This is a genomic window from Cupriavidus mimosae, from assembly GCF_023952485.1.
In the GTDB taxonomy this organism is placed as follows: domain Bacteria; phylum Pseudomonadota; class Gammaproteobacteria; order Burkholderiales; family Burkholderiaceae; genus Cupriavidus; species Cupriavidus taiwanensis_C.
The window spans coordinates 65,961-80,104 of record NZ_JALHRY010000004.1; the positions used below are offsets into that span (position 1 = coordinate 65,961).

Annotated in this window: 13 protein-coding genes; 8 read left to right on the plus strand and 5 right to left on the minus strand. The window is 67.6% G+C overall.

Annotated features, from left to right (window positions below; all coding sequences use genetic code 11):
- Positions 1-39 precede the first annotated feature (39 nt).
- The gene (locus MKD50_RS08965; protein ID WP_252666917.1) at positions 40-897 is read right to left on the minus strand and encodes an alpha/beta hydrolase; all 858 of its coding nucleotides are present in this window, start codon (positions 895-897) and stop codon (positions 40-42) included.
- Positions 898-1,034: 137 nt separating this feature from the next.
- Between MKD50_RS08965 and MKD50_RS08970 the strand changes: the two genes are divergently transcribed.
- The 5 genes from MKD50_RS08970 to MKD50_RS08990 all read left to right on the plus strand — a co-directional run bounded on the left by MKD50_RS08970 (position 1,035) and on the right by MKD50_RS08990 (position 6,038).
- Complete coding sequence (locus MKD50_RS08970; RefSeq protein ID WP_115683228.1) at positions 1,035-1,820, plus strand: AraC family transcriptional regulator; 786 nt, start codon at positions 1,035-1,037, stop codon at positions 1,818-1,820.
- A gap of 147 nt (positions 1,821-1,967) precedes the next feature.
- A complete protein-coding gene (locus tag MKD50_RS08975; RefSeq protein WP_050976504.1) occupies positions 1,968-2,432 on the plus strand; it encodes a RidA family protein in 465 nt (154 codons plus the stop codon).
- Between the two features lie 3 nt (positions 2,433-2,435).
- A complete protein-coding gene (locus MKD50_RS08980; protein WP_252666918.1) occupies positions 2,436-3,815 on the plus strand; it encodes an adenylosuccinate synthetase in 1,380 nt (459 codons plus the stop codon).
- Positions 3,812-4,438: a pyridoxamine 5'-phosphate oxidase family protein gene (locus tag MKD50_RS08985; protein ID WP_012355685.1), complete on the plus strand. Its 627-nt coding sequence runs from the start codon at positions 3,812-3,814 to the stop codon at positions 4,436-4,438. The genes MKD50_RS08980 and MKD50_RS08985 overlap by 4 nt, the downstream gene beginning before the upstream one ends.
- A 226-nt stretch (positions 4,439-4,664) precedes the next feature.
- On the plus strand, positions 4,665-6,038 hold the full coding sequence (locus MKD50_RS08990; RefSeq protein WP_252666919.1) for an MFS transporter: 1,374 nt from the start codon (positions 4,665-4,667) through the stop codon (positions 6,036-6,038).
- Positions 6,039-6,082: 44 nt separating this feature from the next.
- Here MKD50_RS08990 and MKD50_RS08995 read toward each other — a convergent pair whose 3' ends face one another.
- The 3 genes from MKD50_RS08995 to MKD50_RS09005 form a co-directional block, all read right to left on the minus strand.
- The gene (locus MKD50_RS08995) at positions 6,083-6,583 is read right to left on the minus strand and encodes an Ohr family peroxiredoxin (protein WP_115700141.1); all 501 of its coding nucleotides are present in this window, start codon (positions 6,581-6,583) and stop codon (positions 6,083-6,085) included.
- A gap of 14 nt (positions 6,584-6,597) precedes the next feature.
- Positions 6,598-7,356 (minus strand): SDR family oxidoreductase, encoded by a 759-nt coding sequence (locus tag MKD50_RS09000; protein WP_252667104.1) that lies wholly within the window; start codon positions 7,354-7,356, stop codon positions 6,598-6,600.
- A 147-nt stretch (positions 7,357-7,503) separates the two neighbouring features.
- Positions 7,504-8,532 carry a GlxA family transcriptional regulator gene (locus tag MKD50_RS09005; protein ID WP_252666920.1) on the minus strand — a complete coding sequence of 343 codons (1,029 nt, stop codon included), beginning with the start codon at positions 8,530-8,532 and terminating at the stop codon, positions 7,504-7,506.
- A gap of 284 nt (positions 8,533-8,816) precedes the next feature.
- On the opposite strand from MKD50_RS09005, the gene MKD50_RS09010 reads away from it, so the two are divergent.
- Positions 8,817-9,929 carry a LysR family transcriptional regulator gene (locus MKD50_RS09010; RefSeq protein WP_252666921.1) on the plus strand — a complete coding sequence of 371 codons (1,113 nt, stop codon included), beginning with the start codon at positions 8,817-8,819 and terminating at the stop codon, positions 9,927-9,929.
- A gap of 42 nt (positions 9,930-9,971) precedes the next feature.
- Here the strand turns inward: MKD50_RS09010 and MKD50_RS09015 are convergent, their stop codons facing one another.
- Positions 9,972-11,948, minus strand: coding sequence for an aconitase family protein (locus MKD50_RS09015; RefSeq protein ID WP_252666922.1), 1,977 nt, complete (start codon positions 11,946-11,948; stop codon positions 9,972-9,974).
- Between the two features lie 185 nt (positions 11,949-12,133).
- Between MKD50_RS09015 and MKD50_RS09020 the strand changes: the two genes are divergently transcribed.
- Positions 12,134-13,045, plus strand: coding sequence for a LysR family transcriptional regulator (locus tag MKD50_RS09020; protein WP_252666923.1), 912 nt, complete (start codon positions 12,134-12,136; stop codon positions 13,043-13,045).
- Between the two features lie 105 nt (positions 13,046-13,150).
- Complete coding sequence (locus tag MKD50_RS09025) at positions 13,151-14,137, plus strand: Bug family tripartite tricarboxylate transporter substrate binding protein (RefSeq protein WP_252666924.1); 987 nt, start codon at positions 13,151-13,153, stop codon at positions 14,135-14,137.
- Positions 14,138-14,144: the final 7 nt, after the last annotated feature.

Sequence of the window (14,144 nt, forward strand, 5' to 3'; positions counted from 1 at the left end):
TGATTCACTGATATACGCCGCGATCTCGCCGCCGATGTCTCAGGCGCGCCCGATCATGCGCAATACAGCGCTGGCCAGGGCACCATCGTCCTCGCCCAGCAGGTCGACCGCGTCGAAATGGTGACCGCGCTGCTGCACCACCACCTGCACGTCGAAGCCGCATTCGCCGAGCAGCGCATGATATTCGCGCTGCAGCCGGTGATACTCCGGGGATTCATCGCCGCCGACGGTCAGGATCATGGGCAGTTTGGCTTTCGGGACATGATGGATCGGACTGTAACGGGCAACGTCCGCTTCAGTCAGCCCAACCACCTGGTTGAGGTAGCACAGCCGGATTGGCTCCAGGTCATACAAGCCGCTGATCGCGCAACCTCCCTTGAGGATATCCGCCGGTACGCCGAAGGCCGGCCAGTCCGTTGCCGCCAGCGTGGCGGTGAGATGGCCGCCGGCTGAGTGGCCGGACAAGACGATGCGATCCGGATCGAATCCCAGTTCGTTGGCATGCCGGTAGAGCCATGCCACCGCTTCCTGATTGTCGCGGACAATCTCGGCCATGCCCACATCCGGAGCCAGGCGGTAGTTCACCACCGCGACGTTGATATCGCGCTGCAGGTAGGGCGCGGCAACGAAGCTGAAGTCCGACTTGTCCAGCGATTGCCAGTAGCCGCCATGAATGAAGACCAGCAGAGGGCGCTTTGGGGTGGCTGCGGGGAAGAAGTCGAGCGCCTGCAAAGCGTGTGCGCCATACGCAAGATCCGGCTTGACCAGATGGTTCCGACGGAACGTGGCGCTGGTGTCGGCCCATCGCTTGAAGATGTCCTGGAACCCGGGGATTCCAGCCCTGACGTTGTACTGCTGGTCCAGTTCTTCCTGGTTGAAGTTTCGATACACTGACATTAGATTTGGCTCCTGACGTTGGGATCGATGCTTCGATTCCATTGGGTCGTTGCGACGCTTGTCGCGTCCGGCCAAAGATACGTATCCGCGTTTAGCAGCGCGCGCCGCGGGATGACAACCACTATCGCAAAGACGCCATGTTCGGAAAAAGCGAAAACCGCGATGACTACCAGGCGATAGCGCAGCCGGTCGGCGGCATGGCGCGCAAGCTGAAGGATGGCTTCTATATCGCCCCGCATTCGCATCCGCGCGCGCAGCTGATCTATGCCTATGTGGGGGCCATCCTGGTCACAACGGACTTCGGTTCGTGGGTGGTGCCGCCCCAGCGCGCCGTCTGGGTGCCTTGCAACGTCAAGCACGCCATGCAGGCGTGCGGCGACGTGGAGATGCGCACCGTCTACGTTCGCGAAGATGCCGTACCGGGCGAGTTGCACGGCTGTTGCGTGGTCGCGGTGCCGCCGCTGCTGCGCGAGCTGATCTCGGCCGCCGTGCGCATGCCGCTGGCCTATGACGAAGGCAGCCGCGACGGCCTGGTGGTGCAGCTTCTGCTGCAGGAGTTGCGTCCGCTGTCGGTGGTCCCGCTGCATCTGCCAATGCCCAGGGACCCACGCCTGGGCAAGATCTGCGCGAAGATCCTCGACGATCCCTCGGACGAGACCTCGGTCCAGACCTGGAGCCGCTCGGTTGGCGCCAGCGAACGGACCATCATCCGCCTGTTTCCGGAAGAAACGGGGATGACATACAGCCGCTGGAAGCAGCAGGCGCGGCTGATGGCCGCGGTTCGCCTGCTTGCCGAGGGTTGCCATGTCACGGACATCGCCCTTCAGCTTGGATACGAGAGTCCAAGCGCATTCAGCGCCATGTTCAGACGAGCGCTTGGCATGACCCCCACCGAGTATTTCCGCGACCGCAGCGGCGACTAGGCCTCAGGCTGCCGGTTGGCATCTGCGCGACATCAACTGGCGTCAAGGCGCGAATCGAGGCCTGGGCCCTGCGGCACAGTCTAGGTGCCGCCGGATGGCCAGCACCGTGCTTGCTCCGTCGGCATTTGTCCAAGTCGAGGAGTGAGTATGTCAGTGATGGATCGTATCCAGGCAGCGGGCATCGTCCTGCCTGCCGCCGCAATGCCCAAGGCGCTTTATGTCCCGTACACGCTGCACCGGGGCTTGCTGACGATATCGGGACAGCTGCCGCTGCAGGACGGCAAGCCCGTGTTCGTCGGCAAGGTGCCCGGTGCGGTCAGCGTCGAGGCAGCGCAGGCGGCGGCCCGGCTTTGCCTGGCCAACCTGCTGGGCTGGGTGGCCGCCGCGGTCGATGGCGATTTCGAACGGATCCGGGGCATCGTGCGGGTAGGCGGCTACGTTGCAGCGGATCCGGGTTTCAACGATGCGCCGCTGGTGATCAACGCCGCCTCGGAGCTTCTCAACCGGATTTTTGCCGAGCGCGGGCGCCACGCCCGCCTTGCGCTCGGCGTGGCGAGCCTTCCGTTCGGTGCCCCGGTTGAGATCGAGGCAACCTTTGCACTGGACGCCTAGGCGATGGGCGCCGCGACAAAGGCCGGCTATGCCGACGTCCTGGTGGGCCTGCAATTTGGCGACGAGGGCAAGGCCCGAATCGTTGATCACCTCGCTGCCGGGTATGACGTGATTGCGCGTTTCAATGGCGGGGCCAACGCCGGACATACCATCGCCACGCCCGCCGGTGCGCTGCGGCTGCGGCAAGTGCCCTCTGGCGTGCTGCACCCTGGCGTTGCGCTCTACATCGGCTCGGGCTGCGTGGTCGGATTGCAGCAGCTGGCATCCGAGATTGCGATGCTGGCGGACCAAGGTATCAGCCTGGAGGGACGGCTGACAATCAGCGACAGGTGTCCGCTGGTTCAGCCGCGGCATGTGCTGGCGGACCGCCGCGATGGCGCACGGATCGGCACCACCGGCAACGGCATCGGTCCGTGCTACGCCGATCTGGCGGCCCGGATGCGGGGCGCCGAGCGTGTTGCGTTCCAGTTGCGCGACTTGTGGTGTGACGAGGGCCGCGTGTTCGAACTGATGACCCGGCTGGCATCGCAGGCCGACGACGATGACGAGGCCATAGCGGCGATGGTGGACGGCATGCGCCACGCGTGGAGGGTGGTTCGGCCGTTCGTGACGAATGATGCTGTCGCGCTGTTGCGGCGGGTCGAGGCCGGGGCAAGGGTACTGTTCGAGGGCGCACAGTCGGTGATGCTGGATGTGGTGCATGGCGTCCAGCCGTGGGTCACGTCCAGCCACACGCTCCCCGCCTATGCCTACGTAGGCGGAGACCTGCCGTGCCGCTATCACCGCAAGACCATCGGCGTGGCCAAGGCCATCGTCTCCCGGGTCGGCAACGGCCCGCTGCCGACCGAACTGGGCGGGCAGCGTTCCGAAGCCTATTGCGCCGCGGCGGCCCATGCGGGCCGCGGCCGCGCCGACGAAGCGGCAAGCCACGATCCGCTGAAGTTGCTCGCCGAAGCGGATGCATTCTCGACCGGCGTGGCGATCCGGATGCTGGCGAACGAGTACGGCACCGGCACCGGCCGGCCACGGCGCGTGGGCCTGCTTGACGTTGCGCAACTGCAGCTCGCGATACAGCAGGCCGGCGTCGACGAGGTGTATCTCAACAAATGCGACAGCCTGGCCGCCTTTTCCCATACGCCCGAGCGTTGCATTCCAGTAGTCGTCGCTGGCGAGGCCGGTAGCGCAAGCCAGCGCGTGCTGCAATTTCCCGCGTTCGCGCAGGGCGCCATACCGACGGATGCCGCCTCGCCGCTGCCCCCGCAGCTTGAAGCGCTGCTCGCATGGCTGGCGCAGGCCATCGGCCGGCCCCTGCGCGGCATCGGACTAGGACCGGAACGCGCGCAAATGCGGCTTCTTGAACCCAACCAGCAGACCACACCATGACAAGTTCAACCCCCGCCTACCTGCGCGGCGAGATGCGCAGGACCGACCTGGCCTGGACCGACTGGCCGGCCATCGAAGCCTTTCTGAAGGATGAGCTGATCTGCCGCGTGGCGGTGCATGACGAACCGTACCCCTATGTCACGGCGCAGAGTTTTACCTTCACCGGCGACGCGTTCCTGATCCACAGTTCCAGGTTCGGCAAGCTTGCCGCCGCGATCCGGGCGAACCCGCTGGTCACGATCGAAATCGATCGGCCCGTGGCCTTGCTGAAGGCGCCGAAGGGCCAGAACACCAGCCTCGAGTATTTCAGCGTCATCGCGCGCTGTGAAGTCCGGCTGCGTGACAGTACCGAGGAGGTGCGCGCGCATCAGTACCAGGCGCTGGACAAGTTCCGGCCCGAGAAGGACTACTCGCCGATCGAGGACGGCGCGGCCAGCCAGATCGTGGCCTATCGCTGCGAGATCCGCGAGTTGAGCGCGAAGAAGCGCATCCTCGCTGACGGACAGTATTCGCCGCCAGGGCAGCCGCGCGCGCCGTACCTGCGCTATCCGTTCCAGTCCGGTGCGACGCTGTCCGGTCTGCCGCCGGAAGCGTTCGATCCCCGTCGGTTTGGGGGGAAGTAGGGCTCGCGATCGCATGACATGAAGAGGTGCTTCGGCACCACTTTTTTTGTGCTCGGTGGCTCGGCACAAGCTCCTCCGATGCATTGGCGCCTGCGAGACAGACCTTGGCGTTCCGGCGCGCGTCGCGCACTTGCCCGCAAGCGACAGTAGCGAGCGATAGCGCAACCACGCGTTATCGCTTGCGCCAGTGCCATAGAGCACTGGCACTAGAACGACTGGAGACAAGATGAAGCACACCCCTCTCGAGCTGATGCGCGTGCGCACCGGCGACCGCCTGGAACGGCTGCCCGTATGCGGGTATCACCGCCGTCTGTTTGCAATCATTGCGCTGGCCTTCTTCTTCGACAATCTCGACCTGGCCATGATGACGTATTTGCTGGGTTCGATACGCACGGAGTTTGGCTTGACCGCTGCGCAAGCGGGCATGCTCGGAAGCGCCAGCTTTGTCGGCATGGCCGTCGGCGCGCTCAGTTCGGGAATGCTTGCCGACAGGTTCGGACGCAAGCCCGTGTTCCAGGTCAGCATGATCATCTGGGGCGTGGGCAGCTATCTCTGTTCGACCGCAAGCAACCCTATGGAACTGGGCGCATACCGGCTCTTGCTCGGCATCGGCATGGGCATGGAGCTGCCACTGGCACAGACGCTGATGTCGGAGTTCATCCCGGCGCGGCAGCGCGGCAAGTACCTGGCATTGATGGACGGCAACTGGCCGATCGCGTTCATCTGCGCTGGCCTGATGTCGTACTACGTGCTGAACGCCTATACCTGGCGCACGATGTTCCTGCTTGGCGCGGTGCCGGCGCTCTTCCTGATCGTGGTTCGGCGCTTCGTGCCCGAGTCTCCGCGCTGGCTGGAGTCGCAGGGGCGCCATGCCGAAGCCGCAGCGATCGTCGAACGCATCGAGCAGTCGGTGATGCGGCGGATGAAGCTCGATGCATTGCCGGAAGTCACTCCGGCGGCTGCGGCGGCGGAGCCGGAGGCAACGGGATTGCGCGTGCTGTGGTCGCGCGCGTACCGCAGCCGGACCCTGACTGTCTGGGGGCTGTGGTTCTTTGCCCTGCTGGGGTTCTACGGCCTCAATACGTGGATCGGCGCGCTGCTGCAGCAATCGGGGCTGGATGTGACCAAGTCCGTGTTGTACACGGTGTATATCTCGATCGGCGGGATTCCGGGCTTCCTGTGGGCGGCGTGGGTGGTGGAGCGCTGGGGACGCAAGCCTGCCTGCGTGGCGACGCTGGTCGGCGGGGCGTGCATGGTCTTTATCTATGGCCGGGTCGCTGGCGCGGCGTCGGGGCCGCTGGCGCTATTCCTCTCCGGCGGCATGATGCAGTTCTTCATGTTCGGCATGTGGGCGGTGCTCTATACCTATACCCCGGAGCTCTATCCCACGCGCGCTCGCGCTTCTGGCTGTGGCATGGCTTCGACCGTGGGGCGCATCGGCTCGCTGCTGGGGCCGACGCTGGTGGGCCTGGTGCTGCCCGTCGCGGGGCAGGCTGGTGTGTTCTGCCTGGGCGCGCTGTGTTTCCTTGCCGCGGCGGCAATCGTGCTCCGGTTCGGCATCGAAACCCGCGGCAGGGCGCTGGAAGCGATTGCCGACTAAGGTGCTGCCGGCGCGTCGTGGCGGCAGGTATCGGACGAGCTGCGTCATTCCACCACCGCCACGACGCTGGCAATGCCTTGCCGGGCCATCTTCACATAGGGGCAGAAGCGCTCGGTATTGCGCACCAGTTCTTCGGCCAGCGCCCGGGCCACGCCCGGCATCCTGACGCGGACATCCGCGGACAGCGCATAGGCGCCGTCCACCGGGTCGCGGCCGAAGGCGACTTCGACTTCCACGGCGAGGTGGTCGATACGGAGGCGGGCACGTCGGGCCAGCAGGTGCAGGGCGCCGTGGAAGCACGCAGCATAGCCCGCGGCGAACAGCTGTTCCGGGTTGGTGCCGTTGCCCGGCCCTCCCAGCGCGGCCGGCAGCCGCAGGTCGATGACGAGGTTGCCGTCATCGGAGCGGGCCACGCCGGAGGCGCGCCCGTGTCCGGTTTCGCCACCCGTGACGGTGACGGTGGTGGTGTAGAGCGGATCGAAGCCGGGCCCGCGATATTTGTCGAGCAGGCTCAACGGCGGCGCTTGCAGCTTCCGGTTCGCCATGGGCCGGTCTGGGGTCAGGCGCGCGCTTGCTGGCGCTGTCGCAGCCATGCCTCGAAGCTGGTCTTGCCCAGCCGCGCGGGGCCCTCCGGAACCAGCGTGCCATCGTCCAGCTCGGCGCCGAAATAGCGGGCCCTGGCGTCGACGACCACCTTGCGCCGATCATCGGTGGCTTCGAGATAGCGTTGCACCAGCTCGCTCAGGGCAAAGCGCTGCGGCCCGGCGATATCGACGATGCCGTTGGCGGGATCGGCAAGGGCCTGGTCAGCCACGGCCTCGGCCACGTCGTCGGAAGCGATCGGCTGGATCGATGCGGAAGACAGGCGGATCGCATCGCCGTCGGCGCCCGACTCGGCGATGCCGCCAAGGAATTCGAGGAACTGCGTGGAACGGACAATGGTGTAGGGGATGCCGGCGTTGCGGATCAGCGCTTCCTGCGCGATCTTGCCGCGGAAGTAGCCGCTCTGGGCCAGCTTGTCGGTGCCGACCACCGACAGTGCCACATGGTGCCTGACCCCTGCGGCTGTTTCCGCTGCCGCCAGATTGCGACCCGAGGTCTCGAAGAAATGCAGCACGGCATCGTCGGCGAATGACGGCGAATTGGCCACGTCAACGACCACCTGCGCGCCGGCAAGCGCCTGCTCCAGGCCTTCTCCGGTGAGCGCATTCACCCCGGTCTGCGGCGATGCCGCCACCACTTGATGGCCTTGCGCCGCAAGCCGCGCCACGACCTTGCTGCCGATCAGTCCGGTACCGCCAATCACAACGATCTTCATCATGCACCTCGGTTTCTGTTGGAGGGGACGGGCTGTGAACCCAGGTCCCATGCTAGGTGAACCAGGATCGACGCGGTAGCGCCGCGGTCGGATGCACGCTGTTTCCAGCCCGGCACCAATCACCCGGCTGCCACGGGAAGCGGGCCGTCAGCCGGTAGCCCCGGCGCGGTATGCGCTGGGAGAGACGCCCAGGTGGCGCTGGAACGTCAGCCGCATCCGTTCCTCGCTGCCGAAGCCGCACTGCCTGGCGATCTGGTCGACCGGCCGGTGCGGGTCCTGCAGCAGCCGGCGCGCGGCTTCGAGCCGGAAATGCTCCACCCCCTTGGCCGGCGTGCGGCCGGTTTGCTGCTTGTACACCCGCGCAAAGTTGCGCGGGCTCATGCCGGCCTGCTCGGCAAGCTGCTCCACCGACAGCGTTTCCCGCGACAGGTTCTCGACGATCCAGAGATGGAGAGCCTCGAACAACGGCATTTGCCGGCTCTGCGTCAGCAGCATTTCGCTGAGCTGGGGCTGGCCCCCGGGGCGCTTGATGAAGACCGCCAGTTCCCGCGCCGCGCTCAGCGAGATGTCGTGGCCGTAGTCGTCTTCGACCAGCGCCAGCGCCATGTCGATGCCGGTGGTCACGCCGGCCGAAGTCCAGATCCGGTCCTGGCGCACGAAGATGGCGTCCGGGTCCAGCGTGACCGCGGCAAAGCGCGCGCGGAACGCGGCATGCATGGCCCAGTGCGTGGCGGCGCGCTTGCCGTCGAGCAGGCCCGCCTGCGCCAGCAGGAAGGCGCCGCTGCACACCGAGGCGACGCGGGGCACGCGGGCGGCGGCCTGCTTCAACCAGGCGACCAGGGAGGTGGCGCTGTCCAGCAGGGTGAGCATCTCGGGCGCGCCGGGCAGCACGATGGTGTCGATACGCCGCAGGTCGATGGCTGCCAGCGGCAAAGTATCCACGGACGTGCCTTCGGCCGAGGCGGTCAGGCCGCCAAGTTCGCTGGCCAGGTAAATCTGGTAGCCGGCCAGGCCCCGTTCGCGCGCGTAGCGCGACGCCGCCCAGAATGCGGTTTGCGGCCCGGTGAGGTCCAGCACGCTCATGCCGGGAAAGGCGACGAACAGCAGGCCGCGCGGGTGGTGGTCGAGCGGCAGGGCAGAGTCGTGTGCGGCGGGCGCGGATGCGGAAAGGGCCATGGCAAGGATCGCGAAAGTCGGTCGATGTTATGCCAGGCGCGCGCTCCGCGGCAAGGCGCGACCGCGGCTGTCGCGCGTCGTGCGGCGCCTGCGGCACGACGCGGCTGCGGCCAGGGCCTGGCGCATCGCCATGTCTGCAATGTTGCGTGTCGCAGCGGCCGGCTGGCAGAAATCGAGGGGCATCTGGCATTTACCCGGCCCGCGGCGGGTCATTAAGATCCCGGCATGGTCATGCACCGCGCAACGCGGACCTGAACCCTGGCATTGCGCCGAAAGGCATTGACATGGACATCGTCGTTCCCGATCTCCGTCCGGCGTCTCCCGCCAGGCGCGCCGGCCCGGACATGGGCACAACCGGCCCGTTGCAACGGGGCCAGCAGCACGGCCGGCGCGAGGGTGCGCCCGACCGCGCCCCCGAGCGCGCGGACGGCCTGTCCGCCAGCTTCGCGGCCAGCTACGCCGGCATCATCGCCTTCATGGCGGTCGCCACCGAAGGCAGCTTCTCCAGGGCGGGTGAGCGGCTGGGCATCGGTCGCTCCGCAGTCAGCCGCAATGTGCAGAAGCTGGAAGCGCAGCTCAGCACGCGGCTGTTCCTGCGCACCACGCGTTCGACCCGCCTGACGCGCGAGGGCGAGCGCTTCTTCGAGAACTGCCACCAGGGGGTGGCGCAAATCGTCGAAGCCATGAACGACATGCTGGCGCTGCGCCAGGGGCCGCCCAGCGGCGTGCTGCGCATTAGCGCGGCGACGGGCTTCGGGCGCAAAGTGGTGGCGCCGCTGCTGACCCGGTTCTCGGCAGCCTATCCGGAGATCTCGCTCGACCTGCTGCTGGATGACCGTCCGCTGGATTTCGCGGCGGAGAAGATCGATGTGGCGTTCCGCAACGGGCGTATCGAGGATTCCAGCATCATCGCCAGGCAACTGATCCCGATGCAGATGGCGGTGTGCGCGTCGCCGGCGTATGCCGCGCGGCACGGCTTGCCGCTGACGCTGGACGATCTCGCCCGGCATCAATGCATCCATACCCGTGTCGGCGGCGCGCGCGTGCTGGAATGGGAGTTCAAGGTCGACGGGCACCTGCGCAAGGTCCTGCCTACCGCAAGGCTGACCTTCAACGACCCGGACCTGGTGCTGGCGGCGGTGCTCGACGGCATGGGCCTGGCACAGATGGCGGGCTACCAGGTGTGCGAGCTGATCGCGCGCGGCGCGCTGGTCACCGCGCTGGGCCGGCATGCGCCGGACGATCGCGGGCACTATCTCTGCTACCTGAGCCGCCAGCACCTGCCGTCGCGCATCCGCGTGTTCGTCGACTTTATGACGGATGCAATCCGGGCGCTGGACCTGCACTGCCTGGCGGACTTCGGCACGGACTGTGCTAAGGCGGGGCCGGGCGGCTGATGCCGGCAGCGGTGCGGCCGGGCCAGTTTCGGCTGGCTTTGCCTAAGCCGCGCCGTCGGCGTAGCGCTGCTGCAAATCCTCGAACGACACCAGTTCCCCGCAGATCGCACTGGCCGCCACCGTGGGCGGGCTGGCCAGCCAGACCTGCCCCGGACCGGAGCGCCCGGGGAAGTTGCGGTTGATCGAGCTGACCGTCACCTGCGCCGGCCGCTCCGACGACCCCGGGCCGCAGTTGGCGCAGGCGCCGCACGACGGCTGGAGGATGCGCGCGCCGATCGCCTGGAACGTCTCCATGTAGCCCTGGCGGATGCAATAGTCGCGCACGTCGGTGGTGCCGAACTGCAGGTAGAGCGTGACCTGCGGCGCAAGGCGCAGGCCGCGTTGCACGGCCCAGTGCAGCACTTCGTGGTACCGGTCGAAGTCCTCGCGCTTGCCCGCCGTGCAGGAGCCGCCGTAGGCAATGTCGACGGGCACCCGCAGCGTCAGCGCGGCGAGCGGCATGCCGTTGCCCGGATCGCCGGGGCGGGCCACCATGGGTTCGAGCGCGCCGCAATCGATGTCCAGCATGGCGGCGAACGCGGCGCCGTCATCGCTGCGCATCCAGGGCGCGATCTCGAAATCGATGCCGCGCCTTTCCTTCAGGAAGCGCACGGTCTCGGCATCGGGCGCGACGATGCCGGTGAAGCCGCCCAGTTCGGCGCACATATTGGTCAGCGTGGCGCGCTCGTCGATCGACATCGCGCTGACGACCGGTCCGGTGAACTCGAACACCTTGCCGACGCCGGCGCCGGCCTTGATGTCGGCCCGGGCCAGCAGGTGCAGCACCACGTCCTTGGCGGTGACGCCCGGCGCCAGCACGCCGTGCAGGCGCACCAGCAGGCATTGCGGCAGCGTCATGCGCACCGCGCCGGTTACGAAGGCGTTGGCCATGTCGGTGGTGCCGACGCCGAACGCCACGCAGCCCAGCGCGCCGCTGTGCGGGGTGTGGGAATCGGTGCCGACCACGACCTGCCCCGGCAGGGCATAGCGCTCGGCCATCATGGCGTGCGAGATGCCGGCCGCACGAGCGACCGCGGCGCCGCGTGACTCGTCCTCGGTCAGCGTGCGGTGGCACCGGAGCTGGTAGTCGCGCACGAAGTCGCGTTGCGCCGCGCACATGCGCACGACGTTGTCGACCAGGCCGCCGCGCACGTGGGCCGGGCTTTCGCCGACATAGGAGGTGTGGTCCTCGAACACCACGATGCGGTCCGCATCCCTGAGCTGCAGCGGCTTGCCGAACGCCGCGTGCAGCATGTGGGCGCACATGCCGGTGTAGTACTCGTGGATAAAGCGCCAGTCGGCCCGCACGAAAATGCCGTCGCCCGCGACCGGGCGCTCCGGCGTCACCGGCGTTGCGAGCAGATGCCGTTGCACGATTTTCTCGAACAGGGTCTGCGGGCCGACGGGGTGGCCGGAGGGCGCGGGTTCCACGTTGCTCAGGTACGCCTGGCCGAGCCTGAGCAGGCCGCCATGCCGCAGGATGGCGGCGGCGAGGGCGTCGCGCCCGGCCACCAGCGTGTCCGCGTCGATGGGCCCGCCGTGCTCCAGCCGGGTGAGCAGGCTGAAGTCGGTCGAGGTGAACAGGCCGATGTTGTCGGCATTCTGGCGGTAGATGCGCTCGAAGCTGCGGGCGATGACGAGGCGGATGCCGGCCAGCTGCTCCGCCGCCGGACTATGCTCGCGCGACGAGCCCTTGCCGTAGCGGTTGCCGGCAATGGTCACGGTGAAGCCGCCGTCGCGGATCGCGCCGGGCGGGACCGGGCAGACACCTTCGACCTTGTAGCCGGTATAGGGAAAGCGGCCGAGCGCGTCGTCATAGTGCGTCAGGATCGGCACCGGCGTGATCTCGTCCGTGGAAACGTCGTCGCGCAGGGCGCCGGCGGTGGCCAGCGTCATCGGCTGCCCCTGCAGCTGTGCCGTCATGGCCGACGCCGAGTCGGCGAGGAACAGGATGCGGGCCGTGGCCCCGATGGCGCTCATGCAGGATCTCCGAAGGCATTTCGGCGCAACTCTACCGGCCCTGGCGCGCGCGCACGAAGCGCTGATGCGGCATCGCGGCTATCTGAGTCAGACATATCAGGGTAAACCCGGTGGTCATGCGTGACGCTCGCCGCAAGGTTAGTATCGGGCGACATTCCGGCCTGCCCACCCGGGCGCACTGACCCATGCACCGCATCGATCCCGTCAACATCCAGCTGTTCCTGGCCGCGGCCCGCGAGGGCTCGATCAAGCGCGCGGCTGAAACCGAGCATATCGCCCAGTCGGCGCTGAGCCGGCGCATCGCGGAACTGGAGCGCAGCCTGGGGGTGGTGCTGTTCGTGCGCTCGCCTGCCGGCGTGGTGCTGACCGATGCCGGCGCCCGCGCGCTGGAGTTGGGGCGCAAGCTGAACGAGGACATCGCCAGCTTTGCGCGCGAGGTGCAGGATTTGGGGGATCGGGTCGCCGGCGTGGTGCGGGTGTCGGCCAGCCCATCGGCCATCATCGGTTTCCTGCCGGAGCGCCTGCATGCGTTCAAGGCGGCGCATCCGCTGGTCGAGATCGCGCTGTACGAGCGCTCCACCGCGGAAACGCTACGTGCCTGCCTGGATGACCGCGCCGACGTCGGCATCGGCGTCGCGGCCAAGACGCCGGGCGGGCTGGAATCATGGGCCTTCGCCAGCGATCCGCTCAATGTGGTGGTGCCGTCGTCGCATGCGCTGGCCCGGCGCAAGCGCATGCGCTATGCCGAGGTGCTGGAACATCCGCTGGTGGTGGTGCAGCCGGGCGGCGCGCTCGACCAGGACCTGCGCGAGCAGGCGGCCAACCTGCGGCTGCCGTTCAACCAGGGCGTGGCGGTCTCCAGTTTCGAGGCCGCCTGCCGCATGGTGGAGGCGGGACTGGGCATCGCCGTGCTGCCAGCCAGTGCCGGCGCGGCCTATGCGGGAACGCGGCGCTTTGTGCGCGTGCCGCTGGATGAACCGTGGCGCCAGCGCCAGTTGCGCATCTATGCCCCGTACAAGCAACCGCGGCTGCGGGCGATCGCCGCGATGATCGCGGCACTGCAGCCGCAGGCGGGGGGCGAAGCTATGCCGGGCTGAGATACCCGGTGCAGCGCATTAGCACTCGGCCACCGCGGCGTCGCAACCCTACACTCCGTGCCAAAGCCACCGTCCACGGTGCGATTCGACCCACGGAGACAACACATGCAGACCTCGCTGATTCGACAGGCGTGCAAGGCGCTTGCGGCCCTGACCACGCTGGCAATGCTTGGCGGCCAGGCCGTTCCAGCCCATGCGCAGGATGGCAAGCCGCTCAGGCTGATCGTGCCGACCCAGCCCGGCTCACAGGCCGACGCCGTGGCCCGCGCGCTGAGCCAGCCGCTGGGCAAGCAGCTGGGCCAGTCGGTGGTGGTCGAGAATATCGCCGGCGCCGGCGGCGTGCCGGGCACCCAGCAGATCGTGCGCGCGCCGAAGGACGGCTCGACGCTGGGCCTGATCTCGTCGAACCACGTCATCAACCCGTTCATCTACAAGAGCCTGCCGTATGACGCGCTGCAGGACATCACGCCGATCACGGTGATCGGCACGCTGCCGCTGGTGCTGGTGGTCAATCCCGCGGTGAGCGCGCACAACACCAGGGACCTGCTGGCGCTGCTGAAGTCGAAGCCGGGCGAACTGAACTATGGCTCGTCGGGCAACGGCACGGTGCTGCACCTGGCCGGCCAGCTCTTCGCCACGGAGGCCAGGGTGGACATCCGCCATGTGCCGTACAAAGGCGCCGGCAACTACACCACCGACCTGGTCGGCGGCCAGGTGCAGATGGGCTTCCTGACCGTGCAGGCGGTGCTGCCCCTGATCAAGGCGGGCAAGCTGCGGGCGATCGCCGTGTCCACCGCGCAGCGGGTGCCGGCGCTGCCCGAGGTGCCAACGCTGGCGGAGTCGGGCGTGCCGCGCTACAGCTTCGACGCGTGGCTGGCGATCGTCGGTCCGGCGGGCATGCCGAAACCGGGTGTGCAGGACCTCCAGGCGAAGATCCAGGCCACGCTGCGCGAACGCGAGGTGCAGGAGCAACTGTCGGCGCAAGGGCTGGTGGTGACGGGCACCGGCGCCGACGCGGCGGTGCCGTTCTTCCGGAGCGAGCTGGACAAGCATGCGCGCATTGTCAAGCAGGCTGGCGCCACGCTGAATTAAAGGCTCC